Annotated in this window: 19 protein-coding genes and 1 pseudogene; 12 read left to right on the plus strand and 8 right to left on the minus strand. The window is 57.0% G+C overall.

The window, feature by feature from the left end; all coding sequences use genetic code 11:
* Positions 1-25: 25 nt before the first annotated feature.
* The 3 genes from ftsZ to wecB all read right to left on the minus strand — a co-directional run bounded on the left by ftsZ (position 26) and on the right by wecB (position 3,826).
* Positions 26-1,141 (minus strand): cell division protein FtsZ, encoded by a 1,116-nt coding sequence (gene ftsZ / locus CYB_RS10050; RefSeq protein ID WP_011433691.1) that lies wholly within the window; start codon positions 1,139-1,141, stop codon positions 26-28.
* A 794-nt stretch (positions 1,142-1,935) separates the two neighbouring features.
* Positions 1,936-2,511, minus strand: a complete 576-nt coding sequence (locus tag CYB_RS10055; RefSeq protein WP_041437468.1) for an ureidoglycolate lyase — start codon at positions 2,509-2,511, stop codon at positions 1,936-1,938.
* 178 nt (positions 2,512-2,689) lie between these two features.
* Positions 2,690-3,826: a non-hydrolyzing UDP-N-acetylglucosamine 2-epimerase gene (wecB, locus tag CYB_RS10060; RefSeq protein ID WP_011433693.1), complete on the minus strand. Its 1,137-nt coding sequence runs from the start codon at positions 3,824-3,826 to the stop codon at positions 2,690-2,692.
* A 923-nt stretch (positions 3,827-4,749) separates the two neighbouring features.
* On the opposite strand from wecB, the gene mgtE reads away from it, so the two are divergent.
* From mgtE to CYB_RS10080, 3 genes are all read left to right on the plus strand, one after another.
* Positions 4,750-6,129 (plus strand): magnesium transporter, encoded by a 1,380-nt coding sequence (mgtE, locus tag CYB_RS10070; RefSeq protein WP_041436654.1) that lies wholly within the window; start codon positions 4,750-4,752, stop codon positions 6,127-6,129.
* 192 nt (positions 6,130-6,321) lie between these two features.
* Positions 6,322-6,525 carry a DUF7219 family protein gene (locus CYB_RS10075; protein ID WP_238376758.1) on the plus strand — a complete coding sequence of 68 codons (204 nt, stop codon included), beginning with the start codon at positions 6,322-6,324 and terminating at the stop codon, positions 6,523-6,525.
* A gap of 27 nt (positions 6,526-6,552) precedes the next feature.
* Positions 6,553-7,254, plus strand: coding sequence for an MgtC/SapB family protein (locus CYB_RS10080; protein ID WP_011433697.1), 702 nt, complete (start codon positions 6,553-6,555; stop codon positions 7,252-7,254).
* A gap of 18 nt (positions 7,255-7,272) precedes the next feature.
* Here CYB_RS10080 and CYB_RS10085 read toward each other — a convergent pair whose 3' ends face one another.
* Complete coding sequence (locus tag CYB_RS10085; protein WP_011433698.1) at positions 7,273-8,466, minus strand: RNA-guided endonuclease InsQ/TnpB family protein; 1,194 nt, start codon at positions 8,464-8,466, stop codon at positions 7,273-7,275.
* A gap of 88 nt (positions 8,467-8,554) precedes the next feature.
* Positions 8,555-9,178, minus strand: coding sequence for a TMEM165/GDT1 family protein (locus CYB_RS10090; protein ID WP_011433699.1), 624 nt, complete (start codon positions 9,176-9,178; stop codon positions 8,555-8,557).
* 391 nt (positions 9,179-9,569) lie between these two features.
* Between CYB_RS10090 and CYB_RS15535 the strand changes: the two genes are divergently transcribed.
* The 3 genes from CYB_RS15535 (at position 9,570) to CYB_RS10100 (ending at position 10,644) form a co-directional block, all read left to right on the plus strand.
* Complete coding sequence (locus CYB_RS15535) at positions 9,570-9,692, plus strand: hypothetical protein (protein WP_011429573.1); 123 nt, start codon at positions 9,570-9,572, stop codon at positions 9,690-9,692.
* Positions 9,693-9,715: 23 nt separating this feature from the next.
* Entirely contained in the window at positions 9,716-10,117 is a 402-nt protein-coding gene (locus tag CYB_RS10095) for a YraN family protein (RefSeq protein WP_011433700.1), read from the plus strand.
* A gap of 299 nt (positions 10,118-10,416) precedes the next feature.
* Entirely contained in the window at positions 10,417-10,644 is a 228-nt protein-coding gene (locus tag CYB_RS10100) for a hypothetical protein (protein ID WP_238376759.1), read from the plus strand.
* Here the strand turns inward: CYB_RS10100 and CYB_RS10105 are convergent.
* The 3 genes from CYB_RS10105 to CYB_RS10115 form a co-directional block, all read right to left on the minus strand.
* Entirely contained in the window at positions 10,641-11,183 is a 543-nt protein-coding gene (locus CYB_RS10105; protein ID WP_011433702.1) for an NYN domain-containing protein, read from the minus strand. The two genes, CYB_RS10100 and CYB_RS10105, sit on opposite strands and share 4 nt — an antisense overlap.
* A gap of 134 nt (positions 11,184-11,317) precedes the next feature.
* The gene (locus CYB_RS10110) at positions 11,318-12,028 is read right to left on the minus strand and encodes a class I SAM-dependent methyltransferase (RefSeq protein ID WP_041436656.1); all 711 of its coding nucleotides are present in this window, start codon (positions 12,026-12,028) and stop codon (positions 11,318-11,320) included.
* 49 nt (positions 12,029-12,077) lie between these two features.
* Positions 12,078-13,025: a nucleotidyltransferase family protein gene (locus tag CYB_RS10115; protein ID WP_011433704.1), complete on the minus strand. Its 948-nt coding sequence runs from the start codon at positions 13,023-13,025 to the stop codon at positions 12,078-12,080.
* A 428-nt stretch (positions 13,026-13,453) separates the two neighbouring features.
* On the opposite strand from CYB_RS10115, the gene CYB_RS10120 reads away from it, so the two are divergent.
* From CYB_RS10120 to CYB_RS10140, 6 genes and pseudogenes are all read left to right on the plus strand, one after another.
* Positions 13,454-14,317 carry an ABC transporter substrate-binding protein gene (locus tag CYB_RS10120; protein WP_011433705.1) on the plus strand — a complete coding sequence of 288 codons (864 nt, stop codon included), beginning with the start codon at positions 13,454-13,456 and terminating at the stop codon, positions 14,315-14,317.
* Complete coding sequence (locus CYB_RS10125) at positions 14,314-15,135, plus strand: amino acid ABC transporter permease (protein ID WP_148202748.1); 822 nt, start codon at positions 14,314-14,316, stop codon at positions 15,133-15,135. The genes CYB_RS10120 and CYB_RS10125 overlap by 4 nt, the downstream gene beginning before the upstream one ends.
* A 94-nt stretch (positions 15,136-15,229) precedes the next feature.
* A pseudogene (locus CYB_RS15690) lies at positions 15,230-15,395 on the plus strand (RNA-guided endonuclease TnpB family protein); the annotation flags it as partial.
* A 277-nt stretch (positions 15,396-15,672) separates the two neighbouring features.
* Positions 15,673-16,884, plus strand: a complete 1,212-nt coding sequence (locus tag CYB_RS10130; RefSeq protein WP_011433707.1) for an RNA-guided endonuclease InsQ/TnpB family protein — start codon at positions 15,673-15,675, stop codon at positions 16,882-16,884.
* 152 nt (positions 16,885-17,036) lie between these two features.
* Complete coding sequence (locus CYB_RS10135; protein WP_011433708.1) at positions 17,037-18,752, plus strand: succinate dehydrogenase/fumarate reductase flavoprotein subunit; 1,716 nt, start codon at positions 17,037-17,039, stop codon at positions 18,750-18,752.
* Positions 18,753-18,891: 139 nt separating this feature from the next.
* Positions 18,892-20,289 (plus strand): aspartate aminotransferase family protein, encoded by a 1,398-nt coding sequence (locus CYB_RS10140; protein WP_011433709.1) that lies wholly within the window; start codon positions 18,892-18,894, stop codon positions 20,287-20,289.
* Positions 20,290-20,320 lie beyond the last annotated feature (31 nt).

Below are 20,320 nucleotides of genomic sequence, written 5' to 3' on the forward strand. Positions count from 1 at the left end.
GATACCAGCATACCTTCACCCTACCCTACGAAGGGGGCCGTCGGCGGCGCAAGAACTCGGGAATATCTAAGCCTCCAGACATCGGCGGCTCAGGCTCCGGAGGCTGTCGAGGCGGCAGCCCAGAGCCCGTGGGAGTGGGCTTGGGAACCCCCGACCTGTTGGAGGCAGAAACTTTGGTTGCAGCAGGGATGGCGGCTGGACGGGCTTTCTCTTGGAAACCGGTGGCGATGACCGTGATGCGCACTTCCCCCTGCATGCGCTCGTCTTGGACGGTGCCGAAGATGATGTTGGCCTCGGGATCCACTGCCTCGGCGATGATCTCGGCAGCCACCGTGACCTCATGCAAGGACAAATCCGGCCCACCGGTAATGTTGAAGAGGACACCTTTAGCCCCTTCGATGGAGGTTTCCAAAAGCGGCGAAGATACAGCGGTAATGGCGGCTTCGCGGGCGCGGGACTTGCCGGATCCCATGCCAATCCCCATCAAGGCAGAGCCGGCATCGGCCATCACGCTGCGCACATCGGCAAAATCCACGTTGATCATGCCGGGAATGAGAATGATATCCGAGATGCCCTGCACCCCCTGCCGCAGCACATCATCAGCAACGCGAAAAGCCTCTTGGACAGGGGTTTGCTCGGAGATCACCGAAAGCAACTTGTCATTGGGAATTACAATCAGGGTATCAACTGCCTCCCGCAGCGCTTGGATCCCTTCCTCGGCCTGCTTGCTGCGGCGTTTGCCCTCAAAGGAAAAAGGCCGTGTCACCACTCCCACCGTCAGGGCACCACTGGCTTTGGCAATTTGGGCGATGACGGGTGCTCCACCCGTGCCCGTGCCTCCCCCCATGCCGGCGGCAATGAAGACCAGATCTGCCCCTTTGATGGCTGCCGATATTTCTTCGCTGGATTCCTCTGCAGCTTTCTGGCCAATGGCCGGGTTACCACCTGCACCCAAGCCTCGAGTCAGCTTCTGCCCAATTTGCAAGCGGTTCACCGTCGAGGACTGGGCAAGGGCCTGCGCATCGGTATTGACGCTCCAAAACTCGACGCCCACGAGGTTACTGGCCGCCATCCGACTGACCGCGTTGCCACCCCCACCCCCCACGCCTACAACCTTAATCTTTGCGGCATTGCTCGGCATGAAGTCCTCTGGACGATCCGCCGCTCTGGTCTGAGATCCGTTCCTCTCATACTCGGCATGAGAGCCTTCTCCCCTGTGGCGCTCATTCCAATGGGAAGGCGCAGACTGGGCTGAACCCAACCCTTGCCCAGGATTGAGAGGATGGATGTCTGACCAATTGGATGGCATGTCAGCTCTCACAATAACTTAAATTCTGGCAAATATCGAATATGCTAGCTGATTTAATATAGAGCAACTCCCTCCAGATGCCAACGCTGCCGACGTTTGTGAATCTTCCCGCTGAATACGGCCCTCCTAAAGACGCCTGTTGGCAGAATCTCAGGTAGCCTTTCTTGCCTAGAGGCATTTCTCTCTGAACTTGTCTCGAAGCTTTTGTGTGTAAGAATAGGTGTTCTCGAATACTTAGACCCTTGCAGGGGAAGAAGGGTCCAAAGGGAGGTTTCGGTACAAGAGTCTGGCCCTAGTTAAGGCCCAGTTAAGGCGAAGAGTTCCCTATCCAGCCAAAGGCTGATAGAGCGCCACTTTGTAGAACTGAGGCTTTGGCATCCTGTAGAGATTCAGGGATCCGGACTTGCATTCAGCTAGAAATTGCAGGAGCCCCGCACTGTACCCGTAGGGTCGATGTCGGGAGGAATGCTATAATAATGCTGCGGACACCAGAAACGGTTGTTTAAGGCACTGGTAACGGTCGATTGGGGGTGCTGTAAACCACCCCAGAGGCTCGTGGTTGGCTTGCCAACTGCAGGGCTACTAAAAGCCCGCTCCGTACCGCCTAGCGGTTGATGTCGGGTAGTTTACACCAGCTCTAGGTGGATCTCCGCTTTTAGCCGTTGGGGGAGGGAAATTTTGAATACATCTCCCTGATTCATTTCGTGGGCATCTTCCATGCTGGCCAGGGCTTCCACCACTTCTTCGGAGTTGGCGGTTAGCACCACAACGGGGCGCTCGCAGGCAATGGGGAAATCGTGCCACGTGCCGAGGTGCAGCAGCAGCCCATGCCCGGCAGGGAATCGCAGGGCTTGTACTTTGTCGAGATCGGGAGCTGCTTTGGGATGGTTGGGAGGAGCCATCACCATGATGAACGGCTCTTGCCCCAGGCCGACAAACAACTGGGTCATACGCATGTGGCGCTCCAGCCAGAGCACAGGTGGATATCCGGGCAGGATCTTAGCCGTACGGATAACGGCTCTGCCGGTGTATTGAAAGTCGATGTTCTGTCCTTCCAGGACACGCCCCTGATAAAAGGGGATCCCCAGCCCAGGATTGGCCACATCGTCCCCTATAAGTTGGCCGAAGGGTTGCACATTTTCTGGGGTGGCATCCACAATCGGCACCCGGACAACGGTGGTGGCAGTTGCAGTCGTGCTCATGGTTTGCATCCTCGCTCTTGATTGGACTGGGGTCAATTGGATTGGAGTCAGGCTTTCTATCTTAATTAATTGTCTTATTGAGATTAATTGTCTTATTGAGAGCAATAGGTAAAGAAACGGTTTTCCCGGTAACGGCCTATACATCTTTGATTCTTATTTAATTCTTAACTTTTAATTCTTAACTTTGTTCTTCTCGAGGGCTTTGCGGGTTAAACCACCGCTCGATGATGTGGCGAATTTGCCGGGCGGCAGTGCCATCGCCAAAGGGGTTTTGGGCTTGGGCCATGCGGGCATAGGCTTGTGGGTCTGTGAGCAATTCTCGGGCTGCCTTCAGGATCTTTTCGGGGTGTGTGCCTACCAGGCGGGCGGTGCCGGCAGCAATCGCTTCAGGACGTTCGGTGGTCTGCCGCAGCACCAGCACCGGTTTGCCCAGGGCAGGGGCCTCTTCTTGAATGCCGCCGGAGTCGCTGAGGATGAGGGTACAGCGCTGCATGGCGCTCACCCAGAGGGGATAGTCCAGAGGCTCAGTGAGAAAAGCCCGCTCATGGGATCCCAACAGGGCTTGCAGGGGATCCCGCACCAAGGGGTTGGGATGGAGGGGCAAAAGAAGGGCGGTATCGGGAAACTCGGCCAAGATCTGCAGCAGAGCCTTGCCGATGGCGGTTAGGGGATCCCCCCAATTTTCGCGTCGGTGCAAGGTAACCAGCAGGACACGGTAGCGCTGCCAGTCCAGCCCGGGAATGGGGCAGGGGATCCCTTGGGAGGCCACCTGCAGTAGGGCGTCGATGACAGTGTTGCCGGTGCAATGGATGGATCCCACCACGTGGCTTCGCTTCAGGTTGTCAACGGCTTGGGGGGTAGGGGCAAAGTGCAGGCTGGCCAACTGGGAGATCAGGCGGCGATTGGCCTCTTCGGGGAAAGGATTGTAGAGATCATCGGTGCGCAGTCCGGCTTCCACATGCCCAACCGGGATGCGGTGGTAGAAAGCTGCCAAGGCAGCCGCAAAGGCGGTGGTGGTATCTCCCTGCACCAAAACCAGTTGAGGATGTTGCTCTTGAAAGTAGAGTTCCAGGCCCCGCAAGGTGGCTTCGGTGATGTCTGTCAAGCTTTGGCGGGGGCGCATGATCGCCAGATCCCGATCCGCTTGCAGACCGAATAGCCGCATCACCTGATCCACCATTTCCCGGTGTTGTCCGGTCAAGATCAGCTCGGTGCGCAGATGGGGACTGGCACGCAGAGCTTGGATCACCGGGGCCAGCTTAATGGCTTCGGGCCGTGTGCCCAAGATCACGGCAACGAGGGGAAGAGAGGCCATAAGCTCAAGGACATCGGCACCTGTAGGAGATGGGAAGCGCAGCTCATTGAAGCAAGGCCACCAACAAACCACTAACAAAAACCACTAACAAAACAGAGGCGGCGAAGGGCGTGGGTTGCTCAAGGTCGCAAGCCACCGAGATGTAGACTTTGCTGAGTCAGGCTGAGGGCAATGTCGAGACGAGAGGAACCACAATGGGGCTATTGCTGCTCACCCCGATCTTACCCCTCCAGCTGCCCCACCAATTTTTCACCGGATGAGCTGGAGAAAAAGGGTTGACGGGATCCCACTCCTGCAACTAGCCTAAAGGGGGCTGAAGAGATCCTCTTCTGGCTGTCCGGGTTGTTTCGGTTAACCTTTTTGGAGGAAAACGTTCAACAGCATGGACGCTTCCGGTAGTTGTAGCGCCAGCCACCAGTGGATGGTCTTCGAGGAGCACGTTCTTGAAGATTGGGCTCTCACTGGTGTCTTCCTTTTCCCCGCTGACAGCTTCTGTCGTCGCTTGAGAGGATCCCGTTTCGCCAACGCGAAGGGGTGGGAGAGTTTTCCCGGCTAGCTTTTGACTTGGGTGGCTCTCTCAGTCGGCGACGAACAGATGAGCTGAGCAGAGCCTTACCTGAGCAATGGGTTTGTGCAGCCCTGTTCAGAAAAGGGGAGATCAGGAGTAATTCCGAGGGGATTCCCCTTGACTTTCCCGTTGTGGGTTTTGGGGTTTCCGCAGGCCTGGGGATCCCTTGGAGTCCCTCTTATCGGCTTGGGCGCTTGCGATCCAAGCTGGGCTTGGAGGCCTGGCGCTAGACCTACGGCTTGCTGCGCGGCCATCCAAGGGTTTCAGGGCTTCCCTGTGAGCCTCGGAGCACCGGTTGGCTGTTGACCTCCTGGTTCTCTTCATCCCGGCTGACCCCAACGTTCGGAGGTTTATCATGCGGCACAACGTTCTTCGCGATCTCCTAACCCCTGCTTCCTTGGAAGCCGCCAAGCGAGAGGCCAACCGCGCTCCCATTGCCGAGCTGGTGCAGCAGTTGATGGAGATTTCACCTCGGCAGCGGGTACTGGCTTTTCGCTTGCTGGAAAAAGACAGAGCCATTGCAGTGTTTGAGTATCTGCGGCCCGAAGAGCAGGCCGATCTCATTCGCAGCATGGAAAGCCCAGAAGTGATCCAGCTCATAGAAGCTCTGCCACCTGATGAGCGGGTACGTCTGTTTGAGGAGTTGCCGGCCAAAGTAACCAAGCGCCTCATTGCCAACCTCAGCCCAGAAGCTCGGGAAGCAGTGAATATCTTGCTGGGTTATCCAGAGCGCAGTGCCGGTCGGCTGATGAACCTGCGCTACTTGTCGGTACGGGATACCATCACCGTCGGGGCTGCTCTGGCCAGCGTGCGGGACTCTCAACTGGGAGACGATGAGCTGGATGTGATTTTTGTGGTGGACGATCAGCGGTTCTACAAAGGTTTGGTTCGCACCGTGCGCCTCGTGAAAGCAGATCCGGATTTGCCCATTCGGGAGCTGATTGAGGGATCGGATATTTTTGCTCGGGTTACCGACCGGGATCTCCAGGCAGCCCGTTTGCTCAAAGATTCCGGCTTGCCGGCCATTCCGGTGGTGGATACGGAAGGGCGCTTGGTGGGTGACATCACTTTTGAAGATGTGATCAATTTGGTGGAAGAAGAGGCTACGGATGCTGCTCTGGCCCAAGCAGGGGTGGGCAACTTGCTCAGCCGAGACAAGGTTTGGAGCGAGCGCCTGGTTAAAGGCTCCCGTTGGTATGCCGTCCGCCTGCGCATCACGTTTTTAATCATCACCTTGATTGGCGGCATGGTGGTGGGGGGAGTGATCCAAACCTTTGAGGAAGTGTTGCAAGCAGTGACGGCAGCGGCTATTTTCATCCCCTTGGTCATGGATATGGGCGGTAATGTCGGCACCCAATCTACGACCATCTTTGCCCGTGGCTTGGCTTGGGGCCACATCAACGTGCGGCAGTTTCTCCCCTATTTGCTGCGGGAAGCCAGCATTGGTGGCATTATCGGTGCGATCCTGGGGGCCACGGCTGGGGTGATTGCCTACTTCTGGCAGGGGGCACCGAATGGGATCCCACAATTGGGTCTAGCGGTGGGCTTGGCTCTGGCCATTGTCCTCACTTTGGGGGCTATCTTGGGCGCCATTTTGCCCTGGGTGATGTTAAAGCTGGGCTTTGACCACGCTCCGGGAGCGGATCCTTTTATCACCACCATTAAAGACTTCACCGGCCTCTGGGTGTATTTCACCCTGGTGGCTTGGCTAGTCGGGGTTGAAGTGGAGCTCTAGGGCTGCGCCGGCGCTGGATCCAGGGGGCACCTCACCGGCAAAGCGCGTTCCAGGAACGAATAATCCAGCCCTTCTTGAGAAATCAGCCTTTCAGAGTCTCGCCACAAGGCCATCGCGACGGCGGCGCAGAGCACTTTTACGAGGTGTCCTTTGACCAACGAAGGGTTACAGCAAACATTTAGGAGGTGTGCCATGACCTTGAAAGTTCTATCTCCCTTGGCTGCTGCTCAATTTCGGTCACGGCTGCAGCAGTATGCCTATCGGGTGGGCATAACCTGTGCTTTAGAAACAGGTGGTAAGCTGGCCCCAGAATCCGCCTTTGCTCAACTGGAAGCCCTCTGGCAAACCTTGCAACAGGAAGCCACTGCCCTTGGGATCCCAGATGAGGATGGCTAAACTTTATCCTTTCACGAGAACCGGAGCATGACCTGGATTGACTTCACCTTGCGTTTGGCCGTTGCCTTTGTCCTGGGATCCCTCATTGGCCTGGAGCGACAGTGGCGGCAGCGCATGGCCGGCTTGCGCACCAATACCCTGGTGGCCACGGGTGCAGCTTTGTTTGTCATGCTCTCGGTTCTCACCCCTGATGAAAGCAGCCCGACCCGTATTGCGGCCCAAGTGGTATCGGGGATTGGCTTTTTGGCCGGGGGCGTGATTCTTAAGGAAGGAGCCAGCGTCCGTGGCCTGAACACTGCCGCCACCATCTGGTGTGCAGCCGCGGTGGGAGCCTTTGCCGGATCGGGGTACATTCCCCAAGCTGCCATTGGGGCCGCAGCTGTGTTGATCTCCAACGTTGTGCTGCGTCCACTGGGCTACCGCATCAACCAGCAGCCTTTGAAAGGCACAGAACTGGAACTGGTCTATGAGTGTTCGTTCATCTGCAAAAGCCAAGCAGAGGCCCACATCCGCGCCTTGCTCCTGCAGGGTATAGCTCCCACCCATCTCAAACTGCGTGCCCTCTACAGCGAAGACCTGGAGGACAAGCCCAATCTGGTCAAAGTCGAAGCAGAGCTAGTCACCCAGACCCGCGACGACCAAGCCCTGGAACTTGTCGTCAGCCGCCTCAGCCTAGAGCCAGGCGTGATCACTGCCCGATGGCGGATCATCGAACAGGAATTTGGGTAAACTACCCGACTCCGACCGCTAAGCGGTACGGAGCGGGCTTTCAGTAGCCCTGAGCCTGCTCTGCCCTACCAGAGAACAAAACAGGCCCGGACCTCCAGGCTGGTTTACGGCAGCCCCCAAGAGCGCAATTACGTTTGCACCATTCAAATCCGCATCCCCTTCCCATCCACAGTGTCCACACTTAAACTTCTTTCCACTGCGATAGGATTGCGCAGGGTCGGGATGAATGTGCAAACACCGGTGGCAGGTCTGCGACGTGTAGGCAGGCGGAACAAGAATCAGAGCAACCCCCGCACGCAGAGCCTTGTACTCCAAAAATTGACGGAGTTGATAAAACGCCCAACTATTTGCCCGCCTACGCTCTGTCTTGCTGCGTGGCTGTTGATTGACCCTTTCCCGAATCCCTGTCAAGTCTTCCAGAGCAAGAGCGCTATTTGTCGCCTTTGCCCTAGAGACAATAGCTTTGGAGATGCGATGATTGACCCACGCCTGAAAGCGTCTCTCCTTGCCAGACAGCCGTTGCAACAGTTGACGGCATCTGCGCCGCGAACTGCGGGTGCCCTTACTGGCTTTGCGTTGGAGTGCCGCCCTCAGCTTGGAGTAGTGGTCTCGGATTCGGTTCAACTGCTGTCCATTCCAGTTGTCCCCCTCTGACGTATGGGCGATATCCGTCCTGCCCAAGTCCACCCCGATCACCCTGTCGGTATCTTGTTGCTTGGGCGGGTTTTTCTCTACGCAAATCTGGATGTAGTAGGAGCCGTCTTTCCGCTTGACCAGGGTGGCAGATTTTGGGTTGGAACCAGCCAGCATCCCACGCTGGTAGTTGCCAATGGCTAGTTCAAAGCGCTCTCGCCCTTTCACCGTGGTCAGCGACACCGTCCAGTCTTTCTCGCGAAATGAGAAGATACGTGCATCGTAGGTAACGAACCTACGCTTGAACTCTTTAACTGGACGGTTGCGCTGTCTCGCCACTTTGCGAGCGCCCGCCACCCGTCTGCACACCTGTTGAGCCAAGTTACTGGACAAGCCGAACCGGGCTCGAATCTCGTAGTAGCAAAGGGATTGCAGTTTGACCGCGTTGACGATCTTCTCCGGCGTGTTCTGGTTGACCCAGTTCAATGCCTGCACAAAGACATCCATCGTCGCGTCCAATTTGGCGGCTTGTGACGGGAACACCTTGAGCTTACAGGATATGGTCAGGACTTGGCTCATAAGTCCATTGTACTTCATCAAAGCGCATTCCTCCCGGCACTGACCCTACGGGTACAGTGCGGGGCTCCTGCGATTTCTAGCTGATCCCTCATCCTGCCAACTCCCAACCGGTCAGCAACGCAAACACCAGAAATAAGCCGCCCCCCACCCAATGCACGGCGCGTTCAGAGATGTGAGCTGCTAAAAAACGACCTCCCACCACCGCCAGCCCCACCATCAGACCATGACCCAGGGTTGCCCCCGCCCAGACACTGAATCCCGGATGGGTGGCGGCTAGGGAAACGGTAGCAATCTGGGTTTTATCCCCGAACTCGGCTAGGGCGATCAAACTAAAGGCTTCCCAGACGATGGCCCTAACCCCCCCGCGGCCAACTCCTTTTGCTTCTGCCTGCATCACTTGTCTGAGGGCTTCCTCTTCTTCTGGTAATGCCTGTTGAGGTGGCATTCTGCACGCTTGCCAGAGCATTCTCAAGCCAAAAACGGCGAAAACCCCAGCCGATAGCACCCGCACGCCCAAGGGTGGCAGTAGCTTAAAAAGCACTTGCCCGGTTCCTACCGCTAGCAGGTTCATCATCGCTAAAGCCAGCCATGTCCCCAGAAAAACCCAGCGGCGTGGGTGGCGCATCGCCAAAATCAAGGGGGTAAAAAAGGTTTTGTCCCCAAATTCCGCTACCGTCACCAGCAGCAAACTCGATAAAAAACCGGCCCACATTTTCTAGCCTCCAACCTCTCTTGTGTGTGGAATCGGTTCACACCTAGAGGTGAAGGCTGGGAAAGTCAGACGGACTCACCAAGCTCACCTCCGCGTGAACTCAGTGAAAGTCTCGTCACCAAAGCAGCCTGCCGGGCTTGCTTTGTCTCTTGCACCGGGCTGTTTTTAGCCAGTATGTCGATGCAGAGGGCGGTAAGCCGCCTGACTACTCCCTTTCCGTCTGAATGGTAGCATGCTGAGCTCCCAGTGGGAGTAGTTCATTTCCGATGGGATCCCCCAAGACTTGCTGTGCCTTGGCCGATATCAGTGCCGCGCATCGCTTACCAGAGGATTGTGAAGGAGCGGCAGGCTATTATGATCACGGTTGAGGAGAAAATCAGGGGAAAACCACGTGGATGCAAAGTTAGTCTTGGTGGGGGTTGCTCTTGTCCTCTCTCTGGCAAGTTTCTACTTCGGCACCCGCAACGGCTTTTACGACACCGACAAGTATCACGGCAATGGCTCTGCTCATTAGAGCCGGGCGCTGGTGATTTTTTTATGGATCCCTTGCCCAGAAGGGCTTCCCTCCAGAATACAGGCAACGTCGGCGAGGGCTGGGTGCGGCAATATCTCTGTCAGCAGGGCTGGCAGATCCTGGCCCAGCGGTGGCGCTGCCCTTGGGGCGAGCTGGATCTGGTTGCCCACAAAGCTGATGTGCTGATTTTCGTAGAGGTGAAAACCCGTAGCCCCGGTAGCTGGGATCGAGGCGGGCTTTTGGCGGTTGGGATCCCCAAGCAGCGACGCTTGATCCGGGCTGCCCAAGCCTTCTTGAGCCAGCATCCCCACCTCTCCGAGTTGTCCTGCCGTTTTGATGTTGCGCTGATAGAACGTCGGGCCTCCAGGGAAGGGGTAAGCTACGCTTTGGTTGACTACCTGCCAGCAGCTTTTGAGATTTGTTGAGGCAAGCTTATCCGAGATGCTGTGGGAGCTTATGGCCGTTTCAGGTTAGGTGAGATGCCTGGGCTGCTGAGACAAGCCCTCTAGCCCCGCGCATTATTGCTCCGCAACGCTATTGCTCCACAACCCTGACGCAGTGTCCTAGAGTGTCCTAGTTTGAATCAAAATAACTATAAAGCTGGGCCAGCCTCTCCGACTCATCTGAATACGAAGAACAGATGGAGCTTTCTGGGGTCATTCATCATCCTCACTAAGATCCGGCCTGGGGATCCCTTCATTGGCTCATGATTTTGGGAAACAGCATGAAAGCACATGAGTTCTGGGCCCGTACCGACAGCCAAGGTCAACTGATTTTGCCCATGCGGGCGCAGGAACAATTGCCCAAAAATCGAGTTGTGCGGGTGCTGGTGTTGGTAGATGAGCAGGAGCTGGCTCCGGCGGATCCTTCACAGGAGCAGTTGCCCACTGCCTCGCCAGATGAAGAGCATCTTTGGTATGGAGCTCCCACCGTTCCCTACGATGGCATTTAGCGCATGGGATCTTGGCCGGACAGCCGCCAGCGGTTTAGGCGTGAGAGGGTTTCTGCATCCAAGTAGGCATCAATGCCCCGCTTGCTCGATAGCCGTTTTGGCTGGAGGTGCCGGATCTGCTGCTGGGCCTGCTGCACTTCATCCCACAGTTGTTCTGCCGAGACCCATTCGGCGTTGTAGCCACCGATCACCAATTGCTGGACACGATCGGAGGTAGCCACCCTTACCCGACACCCATCCTTCTGCAGCTGAGCACACAGCCGTTCAATGCAACTGTCGGCGGTCTCGCCATAGGAGGTATACAGGATCTCGATACCCGAAGGGGAGCGCTCTTGCCGGGCTGGAGTGGGTTGGGCGTAGGCATCGTACACCACGGTCGCCTGGTAGCCCCGGAAGGCCACATAGTTGGCCAAAGATTCCACCAAGCGCAGACGGGCCAATTCCATCAGGGAGCGACGCGCCAACTGGTTCAGGGTGGGCCAAGCTCCGATGATGTTGTAGCCATCAACCAAGAGGAAGGTGGAAGAGGAAGCTTGCATGGATGACGGTGGATCCCCTGTCCGGGATCACACTTCTTAATCTTAATCTTTATCTTATTTTTAATCTTAGTACCCAGCCTTAAAGGTTACCCCACTACTCCGAATGCTCCGATACTTTCCCGGTTGTGAGCAGATCACGGTCTGCGCTGAATCCAATAGGTGGTGAACAGTTCGCCACTGGCCTGTTTCTGAATTTTGCCCCCCAAGGCTGCGATGCGCCGCTCCCACTCCGTTAGGGGGGTGAAAATCGGTTCGGTGCCTTTGAATAGCTCGATGAGGCCCCATTGTTCCGCCCACACCGAGTCGGGATTGACCACTTCAATAATCACAGGTGCAGCCGGTCGCAACACTCGCATCAACTCTGCCCAAACCGCGTCGAAGTACTCAATCGGGTAGTAGTACAAAAATCCGGTGGCAATGGCCAGATCAAATTGCTCCGACTCGTAGTTTTCCAAATGGTGGGCGGATCCCTGTTGCATTGACTTGAACAGCTTGGAGTTAAGCTGGGGTGCCCGCGAGCGAATAAAGCGCACAATCTCACCGCTCAGCTCATGGCCGTAAAAGTAGGCTTGCCAATCGTTCCAGGGATAGGTCAGGAAGCTTACCCCACAGCCCAAATCCAAACAGGCTTCCCGTTTTTTGGGGGCACGCAGTTGCCAAAAGGGGATCCCGAGGCGCTCTTGCAGGTGATCCCGCTGCTGGGCTTGCCAAAAAGGCAGTTGCTCCAGGTCTGGGGGAAGTTGCCAAGCTGGCTGACCCAGTTGAATTTCCAGCTCCCGATTAAAGCGAGCAGCCACAGAGGCAAGGTAGGGATCCCAGCGTTCCCCAGTTTGTGGTAACTCCATCTGTTGATGGCTTTGTCGTAGATGGTTGTGAACTTAACTTGCACTTAACCTACACTACCAGGACTCTCGGCCCGTAGGCTCCCGGCTGCAGGGATCCATTTACCCAGCTGTGGCTGCCGAGGATGGTGCCTGCCGGAATCTGAGCTTGGGATCCCAAACGGGTGTGGGCGCCGATGTAGCAGGGGGCGTGCAGTTGAGCGCTGGGATGGATCTCAGCCGTTTTGTGCACCCATATCCCCGGCGCCTGTTGCTGCACATCTTCCAGGGGAAAATCCGTCATTCGACCCAGGAGAATGTCCAGTTGGCCGTGGTAGTAGCTGGCCGGCGTGCCCAGATCCCGCCAGTAGCCTGTGTGGAGATAAGCTTGCAGCCGGTGCCCTTGCCTGAGCAAATCGGGGAAGACACGCCGCTCGAAGCTGAGGGGATCCCCACTGGGGTAGTCTTTAAAAATGGCTGGATCCAAGACATAGGTGCCGGCGTTGATCGTGTCGGTGGTGAGGGTGAGGGCTTCTGCAGGGGTGGGTTTTTCCCGAAAAGATTGGATCTGGCCCCCTTCCCCAACTTCCACCAGGCCATAGGCGGTGATATCTTCCACGCGGGCGAGGGTGAGGGTGGCAATGGCCTTGCTCTGCACATGACATTGCATCAACGCCTGCAAATCCAGATCCGTGAGGATGTCGGCATTGAAGACCACCAAGGGATCCCCGGTGAAATAGGGCTGAGCCAGCACCAAGGCTCCTGCCGTATCCAAAGGCGTCTCTTCGGGAATGTAGCGGAGCTTCACCCCCAAAGCAGCGCCATCTCCCAGAGCAGCCTCAATTTGTTGGCCCAGATAACCCACGCTGAGCAAAATATCCGTCAGGCCGGCTCGGCGGCAGCGCCCGATCAGCCACTCCAAAAAGGGCACATCCAGGAGGGGCAACAAAGGCTTAGGCTGCAAAAAGGTAAAGGGCCGTAAACGAGTTCCTTTCCCACCCGCCAAGATCACCGCTTGCATAACCACCCTCAACCCCGTTCTCTTCCAAAGATATTGACATCCTCTCCGCCCAATTGCTAAGGGGGATCCATTGGGTCGAGCCAAATGTTTTCTGCTACCCAGAACGTCGATTCTCCGTTGCCCACAGAGGGATACGGATTGCCCCCCCGGGCAATACAGCACGAGTCTTGATCTCAAGTCTCAGGGGATGCCTTTCTGGAGGAGATATTTCAATCTCAATTGGGATTCATAAGCTCAATCCTGAGACAGTTGATTTGCCTTTTTTAGAGCATGTTTGGAGAATTGCGACCCGCTCGCCCCAGTCGGGAATAGCCACCCAAAGCGGCAGTGTCAGGTGATACTACCTTGCAACGGGAATTGTGACAGCCTTGGATAGCTTGGATGGATTCCAATGGGTTTGCCCTTCACCTTCATCTGAGGTTTTGCCGATGTCTGTTTCTCGACGCCGATCCCTACAAGCCCTTTGCTTGACCCTGGCCGGATGCTGGGCTTTAAGTGCACACCAGGGATCCCTGCTGGCCCAAGGTAGCGATTTGTTGGCTCAAGTTCAAGAGCGGGGGGTGCTCCGGATTTCCACCGACTCCAATTACCGGCCTCAGAGCTACCGCAACCCTGACGGCAGTTGGGAAGGATTTGACGTGGATGTGGCGCGCGAGATCGCCAAGCGCTTGGGGGTAGAGGCTGAGTTTCTGGATATCAACTTCGATGTCATCACCGCCGGATCTTGGAATGGCCGCTGGGATGTCAATGTCGGGTCGATGACCGTGACTGCCGAGCGCCAGAAAGCTCTGCTGTTTACCATTCCCTACTACTACACCCCCGCCAGCTTCGTGGTCCACCAAGCCTCGACCTTGACAGATATCGCCGCCTTGGAAGGAAAGCGAGTTGGGGTGGGCACCGCCACCACCTATCAAGCCTACCTGGAGGGCAACCTCACCCTGGAAGGAGAGACCATCCAAGTTCCGGCCCCGCGGGTGGACATTCGCATCTACGACACCGATAGCCTGGCTCTGCAGGATTTGGCACTGGGGGATGGCACCCGCCTGGATGCAGTCTTGACAGCTTTGCCGACGGCTGAAAACGCCATTCGGGAAGGACTGCCCCTGAAAACTCTGGGGGATCCGGTCTACTATGAAGCCTTGGCTGTGGCCTTGGATCGCTCCAGCCCTGCCCCTTCCGAGAGCTTGCAAGCCAAAATTAACGAAATTTTAGAATCCATGCACGCCGACGGCACGCTAACAGCCCTCTCGAAGCGGTATTACGGCATTGATCTGACGAAAAAAGCTGAGTGAGCAAAGACTCTATCCCACTGGAGCAGCCCATTTACCCACCGCCCCGGATTCGAAAAGGGATCCCGTTCCCGGTGGCCCAGGGGTTGTGGTTGGTTTTGTGGCTGCTGTTGTTGCTGTTCACCTTCAGCGGGGTACAGTTGGAGTTGGCCGGGATCCCCATCCGTACCTTGCGTCTCAACGGCAACTTTGTGCGCGAGTGGTGGTGGTTCATCTCGCAAGGGGTGGGCACTACTTTTCAACTGTCCTTGGTCTCCATCCTCTGTGCCACCACCTTGGCCTTTTTGTCGGCACTGGCGGGCCTCTCCCAGATTGCCCCTCTGAGCAGCCTCTCCGCTCTGTATGTCTCGTTGATGCGGGGCACACCTCTATTTCTGCAGTTTTTGTTCATCTACCAGGCTTTGCCGCAACTGGGTCTGGTGTTCGGCTCGTTCACTTCGGCAGTGCTGGCCTTGAGCCTGAACTATGGCGCCTACATGAGCGAGATCTTCCGGGCCGGGATCCAAGCCATTCCCATTGGGCAGCGGGAAGCTGCCTATGCCCTGGGGCTTAAGCCCTGGCAAACCCTGTGGTGCATCATTTTGCCGCAAGCTTTCCGAATTGTCCTACCCGACATTGGCAACCAATTCATCGCCATGCAGAAAGACACTGCCCTGGCCAGCGCCATTGCTTTGCAGGAGTTGATGGGCCGGGCTCGACAGGCGGGTTTGCCGCGCCAACATTTTTTTGAGGCTTTGGTGGTGGCAGCGCTGTGGTACTGGCTGCTGACGTTAATCTTGTCATTTTTCCAGGGACGCTTGGAACGGTACCTGGCCCGCTAGAGGAGCCTGACTCTAATCCGGCCATTACTTTGGTGTCTGCTTGCATACGTTTGTGGTTGCCCACAAAGACCGGCTGTGCCGTTCGCGATAGCAGGGGGCTCCAAAAACAGCCAGAAAGCTGGGGGACATCATCCTGCACTGACCTGCCGCAGTGGGTGAGAGAGGATCCCTGCCACCTCAAGCGGAACGCCATTCAAGAGGCAGGGTTGGCCTTTCGAGAGAGCAAAGACCCGAAGTTTCGCAGCGTCAGAGATCAGAGCTTTGCGGGATACTGCCATTCTGTTTGGCAACGAGCAGGATGCAATCGCTGCAGCCCTGGGCAACAGTGTATGGCTTCGCCATGCAAGCCATAGCCATTCCAAACTGGATTGGGACACTCCCCAAGCGTTCCGCGCTGCTTCCGCGACCACTCCCAGGGGAAGAGGGAAGTTAGGAAGCGATGCAACTTAAAGCTGTTCGTCAGCTAGAAATCGCAGGAGCCCCGCACTGTACCCGTAGGGTCAGTGTCGGGAGGAATGCGGAAGTTATGATAGAACCATGACCCAAGTCCTGACCGTCCCCTGCAAGCTCAAGGTGTCCCAGTCGCAAGCCGCAAAGTTGGATGCGACAATGGATGCCTTTGTGCAGGCGTTGAACTGGGTCAACCAAAACACACCAGAAAAAGTAGTCAACGCAGTCAAACTCCAGTCCCTTTGCTATTACCAGATTCGCGCTCGGTTTGGCTTGTCCAGTAATCTGGCCCAGCAGGTCTGCAGACGGGTGGCAGGCGCTCGCAAAGTGGCGAGACAGCGCAACCGTCCAGTTAAAGAGTTCAAGCGTAGGTTCGTTACCTACGATGCACGTATCTTCTCGTTTCGCGAGAAAGACTGGACAGTGTCGCTTGCCACGGTTGATGGAAGAGAACGCTTTGAGCTAGCCATTGGCAACTACCAGAGGGGAATGCTGGCTGGCTCTAACCCCAAATCGGCCACCCTAGTCCAGCGCAAAGACGGCTCCTACTCCATCCAGATTTGTGTCGAGGCAGAGCCCCCCAAGCAACAGAACACCGACAAGGTGATTGGTGTTGACCTGGGACGGCGAGACATTGCACATACCTCCGAAGGAGACAACTGGAATGGACAGCAGCTGAACAAAGTCCGAGATCACTACTGTCGGTTAAGAGCGTCTCTTCAGCGCAAGGCCAGTAAGGGCACCCGCAGTTGCAGGCGGCGATGCCGTCAACTGCTGCAACGGCTGTCTGGCAAAGAGAGACGCTTTCAAGCTTGGGTGAAGCACAGTATCGCTAAGCGCATCGTTAAAACAGCAAAATCTCTTTCTGCCTGCATTGCAATTGAGGACTTGAGCGGCATCCGGGGGCGTACCAACCGGCAGCCCCGCAGTCGTGAGGAGCGGCGGCGTAGCAATAGCTGGGCGTTCTACCAGCTGCGGCGGTTTATCGAATACAAGGCTGTGAGGGCGGGTGTCAAAGTGGTAGCTGTCCCTGCGGCCTATACCTCGCAGATCTGCCACAAGTGCCTGCGTATTCATCCCGACTCCGCTCAATCCTATCGCAAGGGTAAGCAGTTCAAATGCGGGCACTGCGGTTGGGAAGGGGATGCAGATTTTAACGGTGCGAAGGTGATTGCGCTTTTGGGGGCTGCCGTAAACCAGCCTAGAGGTTCGGGCCTGTTTTGTTCTCTGGTGGAGCAGAGCAGGCTCAGGGCTACTGAAAGCCCGCTCCGTACCGCTTTAGCGGTCGGAGTCGGGTAGTTTACAGCAGAAAGTGGTAAGCCTACGGCACCGCACCGCTGCTGATAACGAGCTATACTCAGCTGCTGCTGGAGAGGCTGCTGGGGCCGGCCATAATGGGAAAACGCCATCCTGGCTGTGGCGGAATCCTTTGCGAGAGCTTGCCTGCATCCATGCTGGAACACGACATTGTCATCATCGGGGGAGGGCTGGCCGGTTGCCGAGCGGCTTTGGAGGTTATGCGACGGGATCCCAGCCTCGACCTGGCCTTGGTGTCCAAAACCCATCCCATTCGCAGCCACTCGGTAGCAGCCCAAGGGGGCATTGCCGCCGCCTTACAAAATGTTGATCCGCAAGATTCCTGGGAGGCTCATGCCTTCGATACCGTCAAGGGATCCGATTACCTAGCGGATCAAGATGCGGTGGAGATTCTAGCCCGGGAAGCCCCTGAGGTGATCATCGACCTAGAACACTTGGGGGTCTTGTTCTCCCGCCTGCCGGATGGCCGCATTGCCCAGCGGGCCTTTGGGGGACACAGCCACCCGCGCACCTGCTATGCCGCCGACAAAACTGGGCAGGCCATTCTACACGAGTTGGTGAGCAACCTCAAGCGCTTTGGGGTCAAACTCTACAGCGAATGGTATGTGCTGGATCTGATCCTGGAGGACAACCAAGTCCAGGGCGTAGTGATGTTGGAGCAGGCCAGCGGACGGCTGGAAGTGCTGCGGGCCAAGGCGGTTATGTTGGCTACAGGCGGCTATGGGCGCATCTACAACTCCACGTCCAACGACTTTGCTTCCACCGGCGATGGCATGGCAATGGTGGCGCGGGCCGGCCTGCCTCTGCAGGATATGGAGTTTGTGCAGTTTCATCCCACGGGCCTGTATCCGGTGGGGGTGTTGATCTCAGAGGCAGTGCGCGGAGAGGGGGCCTATCTGATCAATGGGAAGGGGGAGCGCTTTATGGCCGCCTATGCCCCCAGCCAGATGGAATTGGCCCCACGGGACATCACCTCGCGGGCGATTGTTACGGAGGTGCGGGCCGGGCGCGGTATTGACGGCAAAGATTTTGTCTACTTAGACCTGCGGCATCTGGGGGCAGAAAAGATCCACACTCGGCTGCCCTTCTGTTGGGAGGAGGCCCATCGCCACTTGGGCATCGATGCGGTTGTCGATCCCATTCCAGTGCGACCGACGGTGCACTACTGCATGGGCGGGATCCCGGTGACGGTGGAGGGGCAGGTACTGCGGGATGCCCAAACCCGTGTGGAAGGGCTGTTCGCTGCCGGTGAAACGGCCTGTGTTTCGGTGCATGGGGCTAATCGGCTGGGCAGCAACTCTCTCCTGGAGTGCGTTGTTTTCGGGCGGCGCACAGGGGCAGCCATGGTAGAGGCCGTCAGAGGTCGAGCCTTGCCGAAAGTGGACGAGGGATCCCTACTCAAACAGGCCGCCAGCCGGATTGCCGGGCTCCTGGAACGATCAGGGAAGAGCCGCATTGATCAGGTGCGGCGGCAATTTCAAGATTGCATGACCGAGCATTGCGGCGTTTACCGCACCGAATCGGTTCTCCAAGAAGGGATCCAAAAATGGCAGCAGATCCGCCAGCGTTACGAGCGGGATTTGCATTTGGACGATCGGGGCAAGGTGTGGAACACCGAGCTGATCGAAGCGCTGGAGCTGGACAACCTCATGACGGTGGGGGCTTTGATCCTCGCCAGCGCCCTGGAACGGCGGGAAAGCCGTGGCTCCCACGCGCGGGAAGATTACCCCCAACGGGATGATCAACGGTTTTTACAACACACCTTGGCTGCCTTTCGCGAGGGATCCCCTCAGATCAGCTATCGCCCCGTGGTGATCACCCGGTTTCCCCCTCAGGAGCGAAAATACTAACTTTCCAGAGGCCTCCCAGGCCGATTAGGATTGCTCTATCGTTCCCGTTAGCAGGATGGAGCCCCTTTCAAAATTATCCAATATCCAGGGATTCCATCTTCGCCAGCTTGAAATCTCGTCTACTGCCGGAGGGCCAGCCATGCAAGAAACCCTGGAAAAAGCAGCCGTCGCCCTGCAAGCGGAGCTGAATCTGGAGCCTTTTTGGATGCCCTTTACGGCCAATCGGCAATTTAAAGCCAACCCGCGCCTGTTGGTTGCCGCCCGAGACATGTATTACACCAGCCACGATGGACGCCAAATCCTAGATGGGACTGCCGGGCTGTGGTGTGTGAATGCCGGCCACTGCCGCCCCCCAATTGTGGAAGCGATCCAACAGCAGGTGGCCCAACTGGACTACGCCCCAGCTTTTCAGATGGGCCATCCCAAAGCCTTTCTACTGGCGGAGCAGCTCATCCAGCTCACCCCTGCCGGACTGGATCACGTTTTTTTCACCAACTCTGGCTCTGAGGCGGTGGATACGGCCCTGAAAATGGCCATCGCCTACCATCGCTTACGCGGACAGGGATCCCGGCAGCGGCTGATTGGCCGAGAACGGGGCTACCACGGCGTTGGCTTTGGGGGCATCTCGGTCGGGGGCATCTCCAACAACCGCAAGTTTTTCGGCAGCCTCATTCCCGGAGTGGATCACCTACCCCACACCCACAACCTGGAGCAAAACGCCTTTAGCCGCGGCCTGCCTCGCTGGGGATCCCACTTGGCAGAAGACTTGGAGCGGATCGTCGCTCTCCACGATGCCAGCACGATTGCAGCGGTGATCGTAGAGCCGGTTGCCGGTTCAACGGGGGTGTTGCTGCCGCCGGTGGGCTATTTGGAAAAGCTGCGGGCCATTTGCGACAAATACGGCATTCTGCTCATCTTCGATGAGGTGATCACCGGCTTTGGGCGTCTGGGATCCCCTTTTGCGGCCAATTACTTTGGGGTGGTGCCGGATCTGATTTGCTGTGCCAAGGGCCTCACCAATGGCACCATCCCGATGGGCGCAGTGATCGTCAAGCAAGAGATCTACAGCGCCTTCATGGAGGCTGCTGGTTCCGCTGATGACCTGCACCGTCCAGGGGACAACAGCAGGACGCTGTCCTGGAGCCCCATCGAGTTTTTCCACGGCTACACCTACTCCGGCCACCCAGTTGCCAGTGCCGCCGGCTTGGCTACCCTGAACCTGTATCGAGAAGAAGGCTTGTTCGAGCGGGCTGCCAACCTCGCTCCCCTCTGGGAGGAGGCTCTCCATTCCCTACGGGGCTTGCCTCATGTCATCGATGTGCGCAACCTCGGCTTGGTGGGGGCAATTGAATTGGAAGGGATCCCTGGCCGACCGACAGCGCGGGCTTTTGAAGCGTTTTTGCGCTGCTACGAGCGGGGGGTATTGATTCGCACTACAGGTGATACCATTGCCCTTTCCCCGCCTTTGATCATCGAGGAAGCCCATATTGAACACCTGATCGCCACCCTGAAGCGAGTTCTTCAAGAGCTACCTTAGTCCTGAATCGACAAGAGAGACTGCCTGAGGG

This window comes from Synechococcus sp. JA-2-3B'a(2-13) (assembly GCF_000013225.1).
In the GTDB taxonomy this organism is placed as follows: domain Bacteria; phylum Cyanobacteriota; class Cyanobacteriia; order Thermostichales; family Thermostichaceae; genus Thermostichus.